Genomic DNA, 17,671 nt, shown 5'->3' with positions numbered 1-17,671 from the left:
TTCGGGCGGAACGGGGCGGACGGATCGCGACGCCCCCGCGGATGCGGGGACCTTAGGCCGATCGGGCCTCGCCGGTCCAACGCTCCGCGGAGCCCCGTTCATCCACGCAGGTGATCCAGCTGTGCCCGGACCGACAGTTCGGCGGCGTCCCACAGCGAGGTGTCGACATCGGCGTAGACGACCTCGACGACGTCGCGGGCCGACGCGTCCGGCCCGAGCCGCTCCAGCGCCGCCCGGACCTGTTCCAGCCGCTGCTCGCGGTGGGCGAGGTAGTGGCGCGCCGTCTCGGCGGCGTCCGGGAGCTCCGGCCCGTGCCCGGGGAGGACCGGGGTGCCCGCGGGGAGCTCCGCGATCCGGCGCAGCGAGTCCAGATAGGGGCCGAGGGTGCCGTCGGGATGGGCGATGACGGTGGTGCCGCGGCCGAGCACGGTGTCGCCGGAGAGCAGCGCGACGCCGTCGGAGCCGGGGCCGCGCAGCAGCAGCGACACCGAGTCCGAGGTGTGACCGGGGGTGCTCAGCACCTCCAGCTCGACCCCGCCACCGGTGACGACGGCGCCGTCGAGCAGCGGGGTGGTCCCCGACGTAAGCGAGGGGTCCGCGGCGTACACGGGTGCGCCGGTCAGCTCGACGAACCGGCCGATCCCGCCGGCGTGGTCGTGGTGGCGGTGGGTCAGGACGACCGCGGCGACCGGTGGGCCGTCGGCCAGCGCCTCCAGGTGCGTGCCGTCGTCCTCGCCCGGGTCGACGACGATCCGGTCGTGCGCGTCCGGGGCCGCCAGCACCCAGGTGTTGGTGCCCTCCAGCGTCATCGGGCCTGGGTTGTGCTGCAGCAGCACCGACGCCAGCGGGTGCGCGGTGCGCAGGGTTCCGTAGAGCGGGTGGCTCACCGGAGCGCCTCCTCGTAGATCCAGTCGGGATCGCCGGGCAGGGTGATCGTGACGACCCTGCCCTCGCGCCGCACCTCGGGCGTGATCGGCTCGATGTCGCGCTCGGCCGCCGCGGCGAGGACGTCGGCGGCGGTGGCGTGGCGGTCCAGCTCCTGCAGGGTCCGCAGGGTGGGCGGCATCAGCTTGAGATCGCCGTCGTCGTAGCCGGCCAGCGCCTCGGCCGGGGTCCACCAGCGCGCCTCGACGGCCTCGGTGGTGGCGTCGTCGGCGACCTGGCCGTCCGGCACCCGTGCGACGAGGAACGCGGTGTCGTAGCGCTTCGGGTTGCGTGGTGGGGTGATCCAGCGGGCCCACGGGACCAGCAGGTCCGCGCGCAGCTCCAGGTCGTGGGCCGCCAGCAGCTCCGGCAGCGTGGTGCGGTGGGCGACGAGGTCGTCCCGCCAGGCCGCGGCGGCCTCCAGCGGGCCGGGGTCGGAGCCGGTGGGGGCGGCCAGCAGCACGCCGCACTCCTCGAACGTCTCGCGGACGGCTGCGGTCACCAGCGCGGCGGCCAGGACCGCCGGCTGGGCGAGCCGGGCGCCAAAGAGGGCCGGGTCCGGGCCGCGCCAGCGGCCGGGGTCCGGCTCGTCCCCGGCGGAGACACCGCCGCCGGGGAACACGGTCATGCCGCCGGCGAACGCCATCCCGGCCACTCGTCGCTGCAGGAAGACCTGCAGGTCACCGCCGGCAGGCTCGTCGCGGACCAGCAGGACGGTCGCGGCGGCCCTCGGCTCGACCGGCTGCGTCGCCGGATCATCGCTCATGGCCGCCGACCCTAGGTCATGATCGGGGCCGGTCGGCGGTGAGAATGCCCGCATGCGTATCGGACTGCTCGGCGCCGGGCCGTGGGCGCGACAGGTGCACGCCCCCGCCATCGCGGCGCATCCCCGCTGGTCGGCGGCCGGGGTGTGGGCGCGACGACCGGAGGCGGCCGCCGAGATCGCCGCGGTCTCCGGCGGTCCCGTGCACGCGTCGGTCGAGGACCTGCTCGACGCGTGCGACGCCGTCGCGTTCGCCGTCCCGCCCGCCGTCCAGGCCGACCTGCTGGAGCGGGTCGTGGCCGCCGGAAAGCACGTGGTGCTGGAGAAGCCGCTGGCCGCGGACCTGCCCGCCGCCGAACGGGCCGCGGCCGCGGTCGCGGCGTCGGGCGTCCGGTCGGCGACGATGCTGACCCTGCGGTTCGACCCGGCGATCCGGGCCTGGCTCGACGCGGTCCCGACCGGCGCCGGCGGACCGGGGACGACCGCGACCGCGCGCTGGCTGTCCGGGGCTCTGCTGGGCGGGCCGTTCGCGGCGTCGTCGTGGCGGGCCGAGCACGGGGCGCTGCTCGACGTCGGCCCGCACGTCGTGGACCTGCTGGACGCGGCGGTGGGCCCGGTCGTCGACGTCGACCACGCCCACCGCGACGAGCCCGACCTGTGGCGGATCGGCCTCGTCCACGACGGCGGCGCCCGCAGCTCGGTGGTGCTGTCGCTGCGCGTCCCGGTGGACCCGACCGAGTTCGAGGTGGCGCTGGTCGGGGGGCTCGGGGCGGACGGCCGCGGCCGGTACGTGCTCGACCGACGCCCGGCCGACGCGGTCGCCTGCTTCGGCGCGCTGCTCGACGACCTCGCGGACGCGATCGGCTCGGGCGCAGACCTCCCGGTGGACGCCGCCCGGGCGCTGCACCTGCAGCGGGTGATCGACCGGATCGTGCGCGCGGTCGGTTGAGTGCCCGCTCCGGAGCGGCCGAGCTGCTGCTCCGGCCCGGCTGAGTTCCGGCTCCCGCCCGGCTGCTGCGCTCCTGCTCCGGCCCGGCTGCTGCGCTCCGGCTCCCGCTCGGCCGAGTTCCCGCCGCCTGGCTGAGTTCACGCCCCGCCTGGCGGAGTGTTCCCGCCCCGCCTGGCCGAGTTCCCGCTCTCGCCGGGGGGACGCTGTTCCGCGAACTCGCTTACCGGGTAAGCGAGTTCGCGGGTGACGGTCCCCCGGAACCCGGCCGGATCAGCCCCGGTCGGTGCGGGCGGTGCCGTTGCGGGGGGGTCGGTTCGCCGCCGTTCTCGCGGGCCGCGAGCTCCTCGTGCAGCCGTTGCAGCAGGTCCTGTTCGGTGGGGGTGAGCCGGTCGGCCAGGCCCCCGGCGGGACGTGGTCGCGGTCGAGGCCTCGGGGCGGGTGCCTCCGCGGGCCCTGCCGCGAGACCCGTCGCCGTCTCCTCCGGCGGGCGCGGCGCGAGCTGGTCCGTCGCCGGTGCGGGCCCCACGACGTCGGCCGGTTCGGTGGCGTCCGCGACGGGCCCGTCCGGCTCCCGCGGCTCGTCCGGCTCGTCGTCGGTGAGCAGAAGGTGGCGGGGGCGGCGGTCCCGGTCGGCCGGCGCCGGGGGAGCCGGGGCGCGCCGGATCGGGGCGCCCGGAGGTGGGGTGGGCGCCTCGTCGACGGGGTCGGTCCCTGCCTCGTCCGGGGCCGGACCGGTGTCGGGCAGTCCGGCGCGTGCGTGCGGGGCGGGGACGGCGTGGTCTGCGTCCGCCGGGGTCTCCCGCGAGGCCGGCGCGGTGCCGTTCACAGCGGGGACGACGCGCGGCGTGCCCGGAACGGTCCGGTCGACATCGGTCCGGTCGGTCCGCGCCGGCTCCTCCGGCGGCCCGATCTCCCCGACCCAGGCGCCCGAGGCCCAGTCCGCGAGCCAGGACGCCTCGTCGGGGCCCGGCGCCGCGGGTGCTCCGACGGGCGGACGCACGACGACCGGGGCGGGCCCGTCACCCGCGGGCGCCCGCCCGGCCGCCCCGTGGGGCGGTACGTCGAGGTCACGCCGGGTCGACCGGCGGCCGACCGGGGACGGATCCGCGGCGGCGACCGGTGGAACGGGCGTGGTCGGGGACTCAGGCGTGGTCGGGGTATCCGGCGTGGTCCGGGTCTCCGGCGCAGTCGGATACGCCGGGGGCCCGGGACGTGCCCGGTTGACCGGTGGTGTCGGCGGTCCGTCGGAGGGGCGCGGTGGCCGGCCGGACGGCGACGTGTCGGGCGCGACCGGACGCTCCGGCGGCCCCGCCACGGGCCCGCGGTCCGCGGTCGCGGGGTGTGCCCCGTTGTGGTCCGGGGAGTGGCCGTTGCCGGGACCGGCGGATTCGGCGACGAAGCGGTGCCGGGGGACGTCGGAGACCTCGCCGACGCCGCTCGCCGGCGTCGGGTTCGGGCTGCCGGCCTCCGGGGGCGAGTCGAACCAGTCGCCCCCGGTGGCCTGCCGCAACGCCCGGATCGGCGGCGACGGCCGCGGTGCCGGATGCGCGGTGTCCTCGCCCTCGGCGGGTACCGCGACCGGTCGGGCCGCGGGGCCGCGCGACCCGGCCGAACCTGGATCGGCGCTGTCGGGGGTGCCGGCCCGCGGGCCGCGGGTCGCAGGGCGCACTGTCGTGCCGGTCGGATCGGCGGTGCCCGCCTCCGGGCCGTGAACGGCCGGGTCGGCGGTGGCCGTCTCCGGACCGTGTGCGGTGCCGGCCGAGGTGCCGGTGTCCGGGCCCGGACCGGTCGCGTCGGACGGGCTCGTCGCGGAGCCGGTCGCGGGGGTGCCCGGGTCCGCGCCGGTGCGGGAGGCGGCAGCGTCGGAGGACCGGACCGGCCGGTCGCCGGGCCCGCTCGTTCCCGGCGAGGTGGTGGTCCTCCTCGTCGACACCGGATCGACGTGGCCGGGTCGGTCCGCCGGTTCCGGAACCTGCGTGGAGGGGCCGTCGGTGCGGGGCGCGGGGCGGTCGTCGGGGATCGGTGCGGGCGATCGCCCCGGGTCGGGGACCTCCGCATCGACGGCGGGGCGGACGGGGGAGCCGTCGGCGCGGTCCCGGGCCGGTACGGCATCGAACGCCGGCGCCGCGTCGCTGTCCAGGCCGCCGAGTGCGCCGGGCTCGGGGTCCGGGTCGATGGAGGGCGCGTCCCGGTCGGGCCGCGGGTCCGGGGGGCCGCCGCGGACACGAGTCCGGCCCGGTGGGACGGCCGGTCGTCGGGACGGTCGCCGAGAGCCCGGTCGGACGAGTGGGCCGAGGTGGGTGGGGCCGGCCGGTCGCCGGTGGGCAGGGCGCCCTCCGCCGACACGTCGTCACGGGACGGGGCGTCGTGGGACGGAGTGTCGTGGGACGGCGCAGAGGAGGCGGCCGCGGGGAGCGGCGGTGCGGCGGAGAGTGGTGCGGCGGTGAGTGGTGCCGCGGGTGGTGGCGCGGCGGGGAGCGGTGCAGCGGCGGGGAGCGGCCGCGCGACCTCGCGGGCGGCGCGGTGGTAGTCGGGATCCGGGCTGTCGTCGCCGACCTCGACCGACACGACCAGCCCGGCGCGGGCCAGCGCCGCCTGCGCCTGGTAGGTCAGGACCTCAGGTGCGTCGTGCGGTCCGGTGCGGGCCAGCAGCACCGGCTGCGGCAGCGGGCCGGGGGCGGCACCGGCGGGCGTCGTGCGCCAGGCCAGCGTCCAGCCCGACTCCGGGTCCGGGACGCCGGCAAGTGCGGCGGCCACCGCCTCCGCGGCACCGGGCGGACCGTCGCCGTCGAACCGGTGCGGACCCGCGGCGACGTCCGCGGCGGGCGGCAGGCAGGCGTCGGCGTCGGGCTGCACCCGGCGGGCGGCCGCCTCGGTGACCAGCTCGGAGCGCACCGCGTGCGGCAGCACCGCCCGCCCCGCGACGAGCTCGGCGACCAGCAGCTCCAGCGCGTGCCCCTCCTCGCCGACGGCGACGAGCTCACGTCCGGTGGCGAGCAGGTCGTCGTCCACCCGGCCGGCCAGTTCCCGCAGCAGGCGGTACGTGGGGTCGGACATGGGGCCTCCTTCGCGGTCCGCGTCAGCCGGTGGGGACCGGCTCGCGGCTCCACAACGACGCCGCCGCGGTGCACGCGGCCTCGTGGTACTCGGTCGGGGCGTCGCCGGTGAGGGCCTCGACGCGCGGGACACGGTCACCGTGGACACGCAGCAGCCGCGCGACCGCGGCGGCGAGCAGGTGCGGCCGCTGCGCGTCACGCACGAGCAGTACGCGGGCTCCGTCGTCACGCACGGCCAGCAGCAGCGCGGACGCCTCGTCGCGCACCACCGACAGGGCCGACCACGCGGCCAGGTCCGGCTCGCCCGCCGTGAACGTGGGCGGGGCGGGGGGTGTGCCGGGCAGCACCGCGTCGACCAGGCGCCGCGACGGCGCGTCCGGCCCGACGACCTCGGCCAGCAGGGTGCGCTCGTGCCCGGTCAGCCCGATCCGGTGCCGCAGCAGTGTGCGCGGCAGGACCGCGCCGAGCGCCGTGGTGTCCCCGGCGGCCAGCCAGTCGCGCAGCCGCCAGAGCAGCTCGTCGGGAACCCGGCCGGCGAGCCGCAGCAGCAGCTCGTGACCGGCCGGGACCCCGACGGACACACCCATGTCGACCCGACCTCAGTCCTTGATCTCCACGGTCAGTTCCACCTCGACCGGTACGTCCAGCGGCAGCACCGCGACGCCGACGGCCGACCGGGCGTGCGCCCCGGCCTCGCCGAACACCTCACCGAGCAGGTCCGACGCACCGTTGATCACGCCGGGCTGGCCGGTGAACGACGGGTCCGACGCGACGAACCCGACGACCTTCACCACGCCGGTGACGCTGTCGAGGCCGACCAGCCCGTCGATCGCGGCGAGCGCGTTCAGCGTGCAGATCCGGGCCAGGTCGTAGGCCTGCTCGGGGGTGACGGTGCCGCCGACCTTGCCGGTCGCGGCGACCTTGCCGTCCACGAACGGGACCTGGCCCGCGGTGAACACCAGGTTCCCGCTGCGCCGGGCCGGGATGTAGGCGCCGGCCGGTGCGGCCACGGCAGGCAGGGTCAACCCCAGTTCCGTCAGCCGGGCGAGTGCGCTCACTGCTGCACCGGCCGCTTGAAGAACGCCACCAGCTGCTCGGCGTTCGCGCCGCTGGTCACCGTGACCAGTTCCCAGCCGTCGCGGCCGAAGTTGTCCAGGATCGCCTTGGTGTTGTGGATCAGCAGGGGGGCGGTCAGGTATTCCCACTTCACGACCGGGGAGCTCATGGGCGGGACTGTAACCCGGGCACCCGACACCGAACCGCCGTGGCGCGACGGATGGCCGTCCCGCTGCGACGGACGCCCACCGCCGGAGCGTGGGACGCGCCCGTCCGTTGTGGGACGCACCTCGCCGACGGGCCGCTGTCGGTGGGCGCTCGTACGCTGGTCGTCGTGAGCACGACCGTCCGGCCCGAGCCCGGAACCCGCTCCGATCCGTGGCCCGATGCGCTCTCCCGCGTGCGGTTCCACGTGGTGTCCGGCAAGGGGGGAACCGGCAAGACCACCGTGGCCGCCGCCCTCGCGCTGGCCCTGGCCGGCGGTGGGAAGCGGGTGCTGCTCGTCGAGGTCGAGGGCCGCCAGGGCATCGCCCAGGTCTTCGACACCGCGCCGTTGCCGTACGAGGAGCGGCGGATCGCCGTCGCGCCCGGCGGGGGCGAGGTGCGGGCGCTGGCCGTCGACGCCGAGGCCGCGCTGCTGGAGTACTTCGAGATGTTCTACCGGCTGGGCGTGGCCGGGCGGACCCTGCGCCGGATGGGCGCGATCGAGTTCGCGACCACGCTCGCCCCCGGCCTGCGTGACGTGCTGCTCACCGGCAAGGCCAAGGAGTGCGTCACCCGCACGGAGTCCGACGGCCTCCCCGCCTACGACGCGGTGGTCCTCGACGCGCCGCCCACCGGTCGTCTCGTGTCGTTCCTCGACGTCACCAGGGCGATGGCGGACCTGGCCAAGGTCGGGCCGATCCACGGGCAGGCCAAGGGCGTCGAGGCGCTGATCCACTCCCCGCTCACCGCGGTGCACCTGGTCACGCTGCTGTCGGACCTGCCGGTCACCGAGACGCTCGACGCCGTCGCCGAGCTCGACGCCGCCGGGATCCCGCTGGGCTCGGTCGTGGTGAACCGGATGCGCGAGCAGTGGCTGCCCGACCGCTCGGTCACCGCCGCCGCGGGCGGCCGGGTCGACGCGACCCGGATCCGCAACGGCCTGCAGAGCGCCGGGATCGAGCTGGCCCCCGCCGAGATCGACGGCCTGGTCGCCGAGACCGTGGAGCACGCCGTCGCCGTCGAGGGGGAGACCGCCGCGCTGCGCCGGCTGGAGACCGAGCCGACCCCACCGCTGCCGCGGATCACCCTGCCCGCGCTGCTGGGCGGTGTGGACCTCGGCTCGCTCTACGAGCTCGCCGAGTCGATGACCGCGCAGGGAGTGCACCTGGAGGCCCGCCGATGACCAGCAGGACCGACCCGGCGCCGGACGGGGTGCTGGACGTCGACGCCCTGATCGACGACCCGGCCACCCGGGTCATCGTGTGCTGCGGCTCGGGGGGCGTCGGGAAGACGACCACCTCCGCGGCGCTCGCGGTGCGCGCCGCCGATCGCGGCCGTCAGGTCGTCGTGCTCACCATCGACCCGGCGCGGCGCCTGGCCCAGGCACTCGGGGTGGACGAGCTGTCGAACGACCCCGCCCCGGTGAAGGCGGTCGACGGCGAGCTCGCCGCGATGATGCTGGACATGCGGCGCACCTTCGACGAGATGGTGGAGTCGCACGCCCCGCCCGAGCGGGCCCAGAAGATCATCGAGAACCCCTTCTACCAGACGGTCTCCTCCTCGTTCTCCGGGACGCAGGAGTACATGGCGATGGAGAAGCTGGGTCAGCTCGCCGGCGCCGGGACGTGGGACCTCGTCGTCGTCGACACGCCGCCCTCGCGCTCGGCGCTGGACTTCCTCGACGCCCCGCAGCGCATGTCCCGCTTCCTCGACGGCCGCATGATCAAGCTGCTCGCCGCGCCCGCCCGGGCGGGCGGCCGCGGGCTGCGTCGGATCGTCGAGGCCGGGTTCGGGCTGTTCGCCAAGGCCGTCGGCTCGATCATCGGCGGGCAGATGCTGCAGGACGCGTCGGCGTTCGTGCAGGCCTTCGACACCCTGTTCGGCGGCTTCGCCGAGCGGGCCGACAAGACCTACGCGTTGCTGCGCTCGGAGGGCACGGCGTTCCTCGTCGTCGCCGCACCGGAGCCGGACGCGCTGCGCGAGGCGGCGTACTTCACCGAGCGGCTGTCGTCGGAGGACATGCCGCTGGCCGGGCTCGTGCTGAACCGGACCCACCCGGTGCTCGCGCCGGTCTCCGCGGCCCGCGCGCGGGCCGCGGCCGAGCAGGTCGGCGGACCGGGGTCGCAGATCGCGGCCGCGGTGCTGCGGCTGCACGCCGACCGCGTCGACCTGCACGAACGGGAGGAGCACCTGCTCACCCGGTTCTCCGCCGCGCACCCCGGCGTGGCGGTGACGCGGGTGCCCGCGCTGGCCGGTGACATCGCCGACCTCGACGGGCTGCGTCGGGTCGGCGCGCTGCTGGCCGGCGAGACCGAGTCCGGCGCCGCGGCGTCGGCGGGGTGAGCTCAGGACACGCCGAGCGCGGCCCGCAGCCGGGCCGAGCGGGGCGCGAACACCTCCAGCACCCCGACCGCGCGCAGGCCCGGCAGCAGGTCACGCAGGTGCGCAGCCAGACCGGCCTCGGCCGGGTCGCCCGCGGGCAGCGCCTCCAGGGACCGCGCCGTCGCGACGAACGCGGCGACCGTGCCCTTGCGCACCGGCGTCCCGCCCAGCTCCGCGTACTCGACCCCGTCCGGCAGGACGTCCTCGGGATCCACCGCTCCGGTCATGACCACTCCCTCCATGAGCGTGCACTGTGCACGCATTCGGACGGTACGCCGGACGGTGGGGAGCGTGCAAGCTGCACGTATCGTGGGGCGGTGTGACCCCCGAACGACGCTGTGCGGACGCCCTCGGCCGGCTACTGCTGCGTGACACCCGCACCGGGCTGCACGCGGCACTGACCGGCGGCATCGACGGTCTCGACGCGACCACCTACCCGGTGCTGTCCGGGCTGGCCCGGCTCGGCGACGGGGTCAGCACCACCGAGCTGGCCGCCGCCGTCGGACTGGAGCGCAGTGTCGCCAGCCGGCACGTCAGCACCCTCGAGGCGCACGGACTGCTGCTCCGCCGTCCGCACGGGACCGACCGTCGGGCGGTCGCCGTCGCGCTCACCGACGCGGGCCGAGCCGCGGTGGACCGCACCCGTGGACGGCTCGACGCGCGTCTGGAACGCCTGCTGTCCGGGCTGGACCGGGCCGAGGCCGACCGGTTCGCGACGGTGCTGGAGGGCGTCGTCGAGGGGCTGCGCGATCCCGCCCGCTGAGCTCAGGGCATCGAGAAGAAGATCATCGGGTTGCGCGAGGTCCCGCGTGCCCCGGTGATCCCCAGCTCGGCCCGGACGGCGTCGAGCGCACGCAGGTTCCGCGGTGCCGCGGCCCGCGAGGGGGTGAACCAGCCGGTGCCGCTGGGCGCCAGGTGCCGCAGCACCTCGGCCCCCTCGGTGAACGGCCGTGCCCGGGGCAGGTGGAACACGTCGTGCACGCTGGTCGGGGTGCCCGTCGCGATCCGCCCGAACAGGTGCTCCAGGTACCAGCGGGCGAAGCGGCGTCCGTGGTCGGCGTCGACGAACAGGTAGCCGGTGCCGGCAGGGACCTTCTCGACGGTCTCGCGCAGGTCCCCGCGGTGGAACGTCCAGCGCCCGGCAGACAGCTCCTCGGGCACGGTGCCGCACACGTGGTCGACCAGGTCGAACGACTGCAGGTGACCCGCCCCGTTGTCGCGCAGCGCGGACAGGATCCAGGTGGTGGACCAGCCGTAGTAGGTGCCGACCTCCACCACCTGCGACGGCCGGTGGTGGCGCAGCAGCAGGTAGGTCAGCTCGGCCTCGACGTCGTCGAGCTGCGGAGTGATCGTGCCGCCGGCGAGGAGCCCCCGCTGCTGGTCGATCACCGCGGCGAGATCGTCGGCGTGCGTCCGGTAGAGACCGGCCAGGAACTCCAGCACGCCGCTGACGCTATCGGGTCAGGCGCTCCTGCTGCGTCCGGCGTAGTGGTCGGAGCGCGCGCGTCCGAGCAGCGCGGCCCAGTCGCGCACGTCCGGGCGCCGCCGCAGGAGCGCCCGGCGCTCCCGCTCGGTCATCCCGCCCCACACACCGAACTCGACCTGGTGGTCCAGTGCGTGCGCGAGGCACTCGGTGCGGACCGGGCAGGACAGGCAGAACTCGCGTGCCTCGCGCTGGTCGGCGCCGGTGACGAACAGGTTCTCGGCGTCCTCGGTGCGGCAGCGTGCGGCCGACCGCCAGTTCCAGACCGCGGTGCAGGCGCGGACGACGACGGCGGGGCGCAGGCGGGGCCTGCCGGTGACGGGACGCAGGGTGTCGAGCATCGGGTCGCCTCTCGGGCCGGTGCGGGCCCGGTGGCCCGCGACGTGATGCGTCGATCCTCGACCGCGGAGGGTGTCCGGGTCAGCGCGCAAAACTACGCAACCCGGGGGGTGTCGGCCTGACCGGTTCCTGACGCCGTGGCCCGTAGGCTGGTCCCGTGAGGTTCCCCCGGCGTCTGCTCCGCCCGCTCGGCGTCCTCGCCGGCCTGTGCGTCCTGCTCGGTGTGATCACGGCGGGCATGGCCTTCCCACTGGTCGGCGGCCTCGGCATGCTGTCCAACGAGGCGGGTGACAGCGTCACCTCGAGCTCGGCGGACCTGGTCGGCACCCGCCCGCCGCTGACGACGACGCTCACCGACTCCGACGGCCGCCCGATCGCCTACCTGTTCGACCAGAACCGCACCGAGGTCACGAACGACCAGATCTCGACCGCGATGAAGGGCGCGATGCTGGCCATCGAGGACCGCCGGTTCTACGAGCACGACGGCGTCGACTGGCAGGGCACGCTGCGCGCGGTCGTCGCGAACTCGGCGTCCGGCGACGTCGTCCAGGGTGCCTCGACGATCACCCAGCAGTACGTCAAGAACTACATGCTCTACGTCGACGCGACGAGCGAGGCCGAGCGGCTCAAGGCCACCGAGCAGACACCGGCCCGCAAGCTCAAGGAGGCGCGGATCGCCCTGCAGCTGGAACGCCAGCTGTCCAAGGACGAGATCCTCAACCGCTACCTCAACATCGTCTTCCTGGGCGACGGCTCCTACGGCGTCGCCGCCGGGGCGCGCACGTACTTCAACACCACGCCGGACAAGCTGACCGTCCCGCAGGCCGCGATGCTCGCCGGGATGGTCCGCTCGACCACCCAGTTCGACCCGGTGCAGAACCCGCAGACCGCGCTGCAGCGGCGCAACGTCGTGATCGACCAGATGCGCCAGCAGCAGATGATCGACGACGCCCAGGCGAAGCAGGCCATGGCCGCTCCGCTCGGCGTCGCGAACCCGCTGGTGCGGGTGCCGAACGGCTGCATCGGTGCCGGCGACATGGGCTTCTTCTGCAAGTACGTGACGCAGTACCTGACCGAGGCCGGCTTCACCGAGGAGCAGATCCAGCGCGGCGGCTACACCATCCGCACCACCCTGGACCGCCGCGCGATGACCGAGGTCAAGCGCTCCCTGGACAAGGAGGTGCCGCCGGACACCCCCAACGTCGCGAACGTGATGTCGCTGGTGCAGCCCGGCCAGGACAAGCACCGGGTGCTCGCGATGGGGTCGAGCCGCACGTTCGGCCTGAACGCCGACGCCGAGGAGACCAGCTACGGCCTGCCGTACCAGCCGGTCAACCTCGGTGCCGGGTCGACGTACAAGATCTTCACCGCGGCCACCGCGCTGGAGAAGGGCCTCGGCATCAACTACTCGATGCAGGTGCCGCCCTCGGGCTACGCCTCCCCGATCTACGTCGACGGCAGCGGCCGCCCCGTCCCCGTCGCGAACGCCGGCAACTACCCCGGCCGGATGAGCCTCACCGATGCGCTCGCGCAGTCGCCGAACACCGCGTTCATCAAGCTCGAGGAGTTCACCGGGGTGCCGGACGTGGTCGACATGGCCGTCCGGCTCGGCATGAAGTCGCTGGCCACGACGCCGTTCGTCGACCCGGGCACCGGCAAGCGCACCGACCGCTCGATCGCCGAGGTGATCAAGGACCAGCGGCTCGCGTCGTTCACGCTCGGCGTCACCCCGACGTCGGTGCTGGAGCTGGCCAACGTCGGCGCCACCCTGTTCTCCCAGGGCAAGTGGTGCCCGCCGACGCCGATCGACTCGATCACCGACGCCGAGGGCAAGCCCGTCCCGATCACCGAGGAGCCCTGCCAGCAGGCCGTCGATCCCGCGCTGGCGAACACCCTGGTCACCGGCCTGAGCAAGGACGACGTCGCCGGCACCTCCGCCGCCGCGGCGAGGGCCGCGGGCTGGACCCGGCCGATGGCGGGCAAGACGGGGACGACCCAGCAGCACAAGTCGGCCGCGTTCATGGGTGCGATCCCAGAGATGGCCGGCGCGGTCATCACCTTCGACAACTCCAACCGGCCGCGACCCCTCTGCGACGGCGGCGGCGCCCCCTTCGCCTGCGGGAACGGCAACATCTTCGGCGGCAAGACCCCGGCCCGCACCTGGTACGGCGCGGTGGGCCCGCTCGTCGCGAACACCCCGCCGACCCCGTTGCCGCCGACCGACCCGCGCTACCTCGACGGCGGCGCCGAGTCGCGCATCCCGGACGTCGTCGGCCGGTCGGTGAGCGACGCCCGCGGTGAGCTGGAGGGCGCCGGATGGCAGGTCACCACCCGCACCGTCGACAACAACGCTCCCGAGGGGACGGTCGTCGGGCAGGAGCCCCGCGGTGCCGCGCTCCCGGGTGAGCAGGTGACCCTGCAGGTCAGCAGCGGGTCGGTGCCCGCTCCGCCGCCGCCCCCGGGCAGCCCGGCTCCGGCGCCCGCGCCGGACTCCGGCCCGCCGCCGGGCCGGCCGGACGAGGGGAACCGCCCGCCCGACGGCGGGTGACGCTCCGCCCGGCCGGGTCACCCGGCCGGGCGGCACCGCGCGCCATACCCCGTCGGAAGCAGGCGTCACCGCTGGTCGCGGCCTAGCATGCCGTCATGGCCGTGCGGTGGAGGAACAGCCGCCCCGCGCCGGCCCCCGCCGACGACGGGCGTTGGGGCGTGGCGCGGCTGGTCGCCGAGCGCGAGGCGGACCGGCGGGCCCGGGAGCAAGGTGCCCACCCCGCGGGCCCCGCCGGGGCGGCGCAGGACGCGCCCGCGGACCGGCCGGACCCCGACCCGTCCTCGGACGGTGAGCAGCCCGCTGCGGGCGGACCCGACATCGACGGCCCCACCCGGCGGACCCTGACCGCGGTCCGGCGCCGCAGGCCGGGCCCCGCCGCCATCCCCACCCCGGACGAGGACGCGGACGACTCGGTCCCCGGGCCCCGCCGCCCGGTGACGCCCGCCCCGTCGTCGCCGGTCCCGCCCGTGCCCCGGCGGTCCCCGACCGGCCCGGTGCCCCGGCTGCCCGCACCGCGCCGACCCCGTTCCGGCGGCGAGGAACCCGTCGGGACGGTCTACCGGCCGCCCGCGGTGTCCGCCCGGCCCCCGGTCGACCTCGACGAGGGCCTGCTCGGCTTCTCCCGGCTCACCCGCGGCCGGGTCGGAGCGCGGGTGTTCACGATCGTCTTCGTGCTGATCTACCTGGTGATCCTGGTCCAGACACTGTCGACGATCGTCTGAGGTCCCTCGGTCGCCGTCGGTGGCCCCGTCTAGCCTGAAGATCCGCACGCCGCACCGGGCGAGGAGGTGAGCCGCGATCACGACCCCGTCGTCGACGTCGTCGCACCGCCTGACGTCGGTCCTCGCGATCCCCGCCTTCCGCAGGCTCTGGTCGGTCACCGCGGTCACCGCGACCGGCGAGTGGTTGGCGCTGCTGGCACTCACCTCGCTGGCGACCCACCTCACCGCGGGCGCCGGGTTCACCGCGCAGAGCTTCGCGCTCGGCGGGGTCGTCGCGACCAAGCTGGTGCCGTCGCTGCTGTTCGGGCCGCTCGCCGGCGTGCTCGCCGACCGCTTCGACCGGCGCAAGGTCATGGTGACCTGCGATCTCGCGAAGTTCGTGCTGCTGCTGTCGATCCCGTTCGTCGGGCAGCTGTGGTGGCTGCTGGTCGTGACCCTGCTACTCGAGCTGTGCACCATGTTCTGGATCCCGGCGAAGGACGCGGCCGTCCCGAACCTGCTGCGCAGCCCGGCGCAGATGGAGAGCGCCGCGCAGCTGGGCCTGCTGGTGACCTACGGCGTCGCGGTCGTCGGCGGTGCGGGGCTGTTCGCGCTGGTCAGCAAGGCCGGCCCGATGTTCGGGGCGGACCAGGAGACCACCGTCTACGCGGCGCTGTGCCTCAACGGGTTCGCGTTCCTGCTCTCGGCGCTGGTCGTGTACTTCGCGATCCCCGAGATCTCCGGCCGGGCCACCGAGGCCGAGCGGCAGCAGGCCCCGCCGTCGCTGCTGTACCTGCTGCGCGACGGCTACACCTATGTCGTCCGCACCCCGCTCGTGCGTGGGCTGGTCGTCGGGGTCGTCGGCGCGTTCACCGCGGGCGGCACCGTGATCGCGACGGCCAAGCTCTACGCGTCGAGCCTCGGCGGCGGGGACGCGGCGTACTCGATCCTGTTCGCGTCGGTCTTCGCCGGACTCGCCGCGGGCATGGCCGTCGGCCCGGTGCTGGCCCGGCAGGTGCCGCACCGGCGGCTGTTCGGCAGCGCGATCGTCGGGGCCGGGGTGTCGCTCGTCGTCGTGGCAGTGGCGGTGCACCTGTTCATGGCGATCGCCGCGGTGCTGGTCGTCGGCGCGTTCGCCGGGATCGCCTTCCTGACCGGGCTCACGATCATCGGCACCGAGGTCGCCGACGGGATCCGCGGCCGGGTCAACGCGTTCGTGCAGTCCCTGGTCCGGCTGGTGCTGCTGGGGGCGATGTCGGTGGTGCCGGTCGTCGTCGGCGTCGTCGCGACCCGGACGGTCACCGTCGGCGACACCGCGCTGCTGGTCGACGGCACGCGGTTCGTGCTCGCCGGAGCGGGCGTCCTGGCGGCGGCGGTCGGCGTCGTCGCGCGCCGGCAGATGACGGAGGAGGGATCGTCGTGAGTGTGTGGGACGACGTGGTGGGCCAGCCCGCCGCCGTCGCCGAGCTGGACGCGGCGGCATCCGACCCGTCGGCGATGACCCACGCCTGGCTGTTCACCGGCCCGCCCGGCTCCGGCCGGTCCAACGCCGCGCGCGCCTTCGCGGCCGCCCTGCAGTGCCGCTACCACGGCTGCGGCGAGTGCGCGGCCTGCCGGACCGTCATGGCGGGCACGCACTCCGACGTCCGGGAGATCGTCCCCGAGGGACTGTCCATCTCGGTCGCCGAGATGCGCTCGCTCGTGCAGCTCGCCGCACGCAAGCCCGCCACCGGGACATGGCAGATCGTGATCATCGCCGACGCCGACCGGCTCACCGAGGGCGCGTCGAACGCGCTGCTCAAGGCGGTCGAGGAGCCGGCCCCGGAGACGGTGTTCCTGCTCTGCGCGCCGTCCGACCATCCCGACGACGTGCCCGTCACGATCCGGTCGCGCTGCCGGATGGTGCACCTGCGCAGCCCGGCGCCCGACGCCGTCGCCGGGGTGCTGCGCGACCGCGACGGCATCGATCCCGAGCAGGCCCGGTGGGCCGCGTCGGTGTGCGGCGGCCACGTCGGCCGGGCGCGGCGCCTCGCCCGCGACCCGCAGGCCCGTGCCCGTCGCGAGGAGATCCTCGGCGTACCGACGAAGCTCCGTCGCCTCGGCGACGCGTTCTTCCACGCCGACGTGCTGATCCGCGCGGCCGAGGCCGAGGCCGACGAGCTGCGCTCCTCCCGCGACGAGTCCGAGCGCGAGGAGCTCGCGGTCGCGATGGGGGCCGGCGGCACCGGCAAGGGCGCCGCCGCGGCGGCCCGCTCGGCGAAGGCGGCCGAGCGGGATCTGGAGAAGCGGCAGAAGAGCCGCGCCACCCGTACGCAGCGGGACGCGCTCGACCGGGCCCTGGTCGACCTCGCCGGCTTCTACCGGGACGCGATCGTCGCCGCGACCGGTGCGACGGTGCCGCTGACCAACCCGGACCGCGACCGCGAGATCCGGGTGGCCGCCGCCGAGTGGGGCCCGGAGTCGAGCCTGCGCCGGCTGGAGGCGGTGCTCGCCTGCCGCGACGCGCTGGAGCAGAACGTGAAGCCGCGGATCGCCGTCGAGGCGATGATGACCGCGCTGCACCGTGGATGACCGGCCGCTGATCCTCACGGCCCAGCTCGACGACACCACCCGGACCCGCTTCGACGACCTGCGGGAACGGCACTTCCCGGCCGGACGCAACCACCTGGCCGCGCACCTGACGCTGTTCCACGCCCTGCCCGGCGACGCCGTCGTCGAGCTGACCGCGGACCTGACCGCCGCGACCGACCGTCCCCCGATGACCGCCCGTGTCACCGGGCTGCGCCTGCTCGGCCGCGGTGTCGCGTTCACCCTCGACTGCCCCGAGCTGACGTCGCTGCGCCGCGATGTCGCCGAGCGGTGGCGATCCCGTCTCACCCGGCAGGACGCCGGGAAGTCCGACCTGCACGTCACCGTCCAGAACAAGGTCGACCCGATCGCGGCCCGCGCGCTGTACGACGACCTGGTCGCCGGATTCGAACCGTGGGACGCCGGCGTCCCCGGCGTGGCGCTGTGGCGCTACGACGGTGGGCCGTGGGACCCGGGGCCCCGGTTCCCCTTCTCGGGGTGACCCGGGGGGCTGCGGGAGCGTCGGGGGCCGATCGGTACACTGGGTATGCACCACGCCGCCTTAGCTCAGTCGGTTAGAGCGACGCACTCGTAATGCGTAGGTCTGGGGTTCGACTCCCCAAGGCGGCTCCACAGGTCAGGGGCCCGGTCCGGCATCTGACAAGTCCTCTGAACTCCCTGAACGCGGTGTGTGACCT

At 75.4% G+C, this 17,671-nt stretch carries 18 protein-coding genes and 1 tRNA gene; 10 read left to right on the top strand and 9 right to left on the bottom strand.

Annotated features, from left to right (window positions below; all coding sequences use genetic code 11):
* Positions 1-98: 98 nt before the first annotated feature.
* Positions 99-887, bottom strand: a complete 789-nt coding sequence (locus Ae505Ps2_RS06125) for an MBL fold metallo-hydrolase (RefSeq protein ID WP_075333999.1) — start codon at positions 885-887, stop codon at positions 99-101.
* Complete coding sequence (locus tag Ae505Ps2_RS06120) at positions 884-1,690, bottom strand: NUDIX hydrolase (protein ID WP_212567612.1); 807 nt, start codon at positions 1,688-1,690, stop codon at positions 884-886. Before Ae505Ps2_RS06120 ends, Ae505Ps2_RS06125 begins: the two co-directional genes overlap by 4 nt.
* Positions 1,691-1,742: 52 nt before the next feature.
* Here Ae505Ps2_RS06120 and Ae505Ps2_RS06115 point away from each other — a divergent pair, with 52 nt between their 5' ends.
* The gene (locus tag Ae505Ps2_RS06115; RefSeq protein WP_075333997.1) at positions 1,743-2,636 is read left to right on the top strand and encodes a Gfo/Idh/MocA family oxidoreductase; all 894 of its coding nucleotides are present in this window, start codon (positions 1,743-1,745) and stop codon (positions 2,634-2,636) included.
* Between the two features lie 220 nt (positions 2,637-2,856).
* On the opposite strand, the gene Ae505Ps2_RS06110 is transcribed toward Ae505Ps2_RS06115, so the two are convergent.
* The 4 genes from Ae505Ps2_RS06110 to Ae505Ps2_RS30970 form a co-directional block, all read right to left on the bottom strand.
* Positions 2,857-4,569, bottom strand: coding sequence for a hypothetical protein (locus tag Ae505Ps2_RS06110; protein ID WP_075553475.1), 1,713 nt, complete (start codon positions 4,567-4,569; stop codon positions 2,857-2,859).
* A 1,146-nt stretch (positions 4,570-5,715) separates the two neighbouring features.
* Positions 5,716-6,279 carry a hypothetical protein gene (locus tag Ae505Ps2_RS06100; RefSeq protein WP_075309483.1) on the bottom strand — a complete coding sequence of 188 codons (564 nt, stop codon included), beginning with the start codon at positions 6,277-6,279 and terminating at the stop codon, positions 5,716-5,718.
* 12 nt (positions 6,280-6,291) lie between these two features.
* Positions 6,292-6,750 (bottom strand): RidA family protein, encoded by a 459-nt coding sequence (locus tag Ae505Ps2_RS06095; protein WP_075309485.1) that lies wholly within the window; start codon positions 6,748-6,750, stop codon positions 6,292-6,294.
* Positions 6,747-6,917 carry a DUF4177 domain-containing protein gene (locus Ae505Ps2_RS30970; RefSeq protein WP_020626603.1) on the bottom strand — a complete coding sequence of 57 codons (171 nt, stop codon included), beginning with the start codon at positions 6,915-6,917 and terminating at the stop codon, positions 6,747-6,749. The genes Ae505Ps2_RS06095 and Ae505Ps2_RS30970 overlap by 4 nt, the downstream gene beginning before the upstream one ends.
* 165 nt (positions 6,918-7,082) lie before the next feature.
* Between Ae505Ps2_RS30970 and Ae505Ps2_RS06090 the strand changes: the two genes are divergently transcribed.
* Together Ae505Ps2_RS06090 and Ae505Ps2_RS06085 are read left to right on the top strand one after the other, a co-directional pair.
* Positions 7,083-8,135 (top strand): ArsA-related P-loop ATPase, encoded by a 1,053-nt coding sequence (locus tag Ae505Ps2_RS06090; protein WP_075554188.1) that lies wholly within the window; start codon positions 7,083-7,085, stop codon positions 8,133-8,135.
* Positions 8,132-9,295, top strand: a complete 1,164-nt coding sequence (locus tag Ae505Ps2_RS06085; RefSeq protein ID WP_075333994.1) for an ArsA family ATPase — start codon at positions 8,132-8,134, stop codon at positions 9,293-9,295. Before Ae505Ps2_RS06090 ends, Ae505Ps2_RS06085 begins: the two co-directional genes overlap by 4 nt.
* Positions 9,296-9,297: 2 nt before the next feature.
* Here the strand turns inward: Ae505Ps2_RS06085 and Ae505Ps2_RS06080 are convergent, their stop codons facing one another.
* Positions 9,298-9,561: a hypothetical protein gene (locus Ae505Ps2_RS06080; RefSeq protein WP_043280967.1), complete on the bottom strand. Its 264-nt coding sequence runs from the start codon at positions 9,559-9,561 to the stop codon at positions 9,298-9,300.
* A gap of 92 nt (positions 9,562-9,653) precedes the next feature.
* Between Ae505Ps2_RS06080 and Ae505Ps2_RS06075 the strand changes: the two genes are divergently transcribed.
* Complete coding sequence (locus Ae505Ps2_RS06075; protein WP_020626607.1) at positions 9,654-10,097, top strand: MarR family transcriptional regulator; 444 nt, start codon at positions 9,654-9,656, stop codon at positions 10,095-10,097.
* 2 nt (positions 10,098-10,099) lie between these two features.
* Here Ae505Ps2_RS06075 and Ae505Ps2_RS06070 read toward each other — a convergent pair whose 3' ends face one another.
* On the bottom strand, positions 10,100-10,777 hold the full coding sequence (locus Ae505Ps2_RS06070; protein ID WP_075309489.1) for a class I SAM-dependent methyltransferase: 678 nt from the start codon (positions 10,775-10,777) through the stop codon (positions 10,100-10,102).
* A gap of 18 nt (positions 10,778-10,795) precedes the next feature.
* On the bottom strand, positions 10,796-11,158 hold the full coding sequence (locus Ae505Ps2_RS06065) for a WhiB family transcriptional regulator (RefSeq protein WP_082375646.1): 363 nt from the start codon (positions 11,156-11,158) through the stop codon (positions 10,796-10,798).
* 155 nt (positions 11,159-11,313) lie between these two features.
* Here Ae505Ps2_RS06065 and Ae505Ps2_RS06060 point away from each other — a divergent pair, with 155 nt between their 5' ends.
* The 6 genes from Ae505Ps2_RS06060 (at position 11,314) to Ae505Ps2_RS06035 (ending at position 17,606) form a co-directional block, all read left to right on the top strand.
* The gene (locus Ae505Ps2_RS06060; protein ID WP_249265223.1) at positions 11,314-13,704 is read left to right on the top strand and encodes a penicillin-binding protein; all 2,391 of its coding nucleotides are present in this window, start codon (positions 11,314-11,316) and stop codon (positions 13,702-13,704) included.
* Between the two features lie 95 nt (positions 13,705-13,799).
* On the top strand, positions 13,800-14,426 hold the full coding sequence (locus Ae505Ps2_RS30965; RefSeq protein WP_139318890.1) for a hypothetical protein: 627 nt from the start codon (positions 13,800-13,802) through the stop codon (positions 14,424-14,426).
* Positions 14,427-14,502: 76 nt separating this feature from the next.
* Positions 14,503-15,828, top strand: coding sequence for an MFS transporter (locus Ae505Ps2_RS06050; RefSeq protein ID WP_083695383.1), 1,326 nt, complete (start codon positions 14,503-14,505; stop codon positions 15,826-15,828).
* A complete protein-coding gene (locus Ae505Ps2_RS06045) occupies positions 15,825-16,976 on the top strand; it encodes a DNA polymerase III subunit delta' (RefSeq protein ID WP_083695382.1) in 1,152 nt (383 codons plus the stop codon). Before Ae505Ps2_RS06050 ends, Ae505Ps2_RS06045 begins: the two co-directional genes overlap by 4 nt.
* Complete coding sequence (locus Ae505Ps2_RS06040) at positions 16,969-17,475, top strand: 2'-5' RNA ligase family protein (RefSeq protein WP_075309495.1); 507 nt, start codon at positions 16,969-16,971, stop codon at positions 17,473-17,475. The genes Ae505Ps2_RS06045 and Ae505Ps2_RS06040 overlap by 8 nt, the downstream gene beginning before the upstream one ends.
* Before the next feature lie 54 nt (positions 17,476-17,529).
* Positions 17,530-17,606 (top strand) — tRNA-Thr (locus tag Ae505Ps2_RS06035).
* Positions 17,607-17,671 lie beyond the last annotated feature (65 nt).

Source organism: Pseudonocardia sp. Ae505_Ps2 (assembly GCF_001932425.1).
GTDB lineage: Bacteria > Actinomycetota > Actinomycetes > Mycobacteriales > Pseudonocardiaceae > Pseudonocardia.
This window is presented reverse-complemented; position numbering and strand designations above follow the sequence as displayed.

Coding starts and splice junctions, on each gene's coding strand:
- Ae505Ps2_RS06100 (WP_075309483.1), bottom strand. CDS start 6,279: ATGGGTGTGTCCGTCGGGGTCCCGGCCGGTCACGAGCTGCTGCTGCGG.
- Ae505Ps2_RS06065 (WP_082375646.1), bottom strand. CDS start 11,158: ATGCTCGACACCCTGCGTCCCGTCACCGGCAGGCCCCGCCTGCGCCCC.
- Ae505Ps2_RS06080 (WP_043280967.1), bottom strand. CDS start 9,561: ATGACCGGAGCGGTGGATCCCGAGGACGTCCTGCCGGACGGGGTCGAG.
- Ae505Ps2_RS30970 (WP_020626603.1), bottom strand. CDS start 6,917: ATGAGCTCCCCGGTCGTGAAGTGGGAATACCTGACCGCCCCCCTGCTG.
- Ae505Ps2_RS06115 (WP_075333997.1), top strand. CDS start 1,743: ATGCGTATCGGACTGCTCGGCGCCGGGCCGTGGGCGCGACAGGTGCAC.
- Ae505Ps2_RS06120 (WP_212567612.1), bottom strand. CDS start 1,690: ATGAGCGATGATCCGGCGACGCAGCCGGTCGAGCCGAGGGCCGCCGCG.
- Ae505Ps2_RS30965 (WP_139318890.1), top strand. CDS start 13,800: ATGGCCGTGCGGTGGAGGAACAGCCGCCCCGCGCCGGCCCCCGCCGAC.
- Ae505Ps2_RS06085 (WP_075333994.1), top strand. CDS start 8,132: ATGACCAGCAGGACCGACCCGGCGCCGGACGGGGTGCTGGACGTCGAC.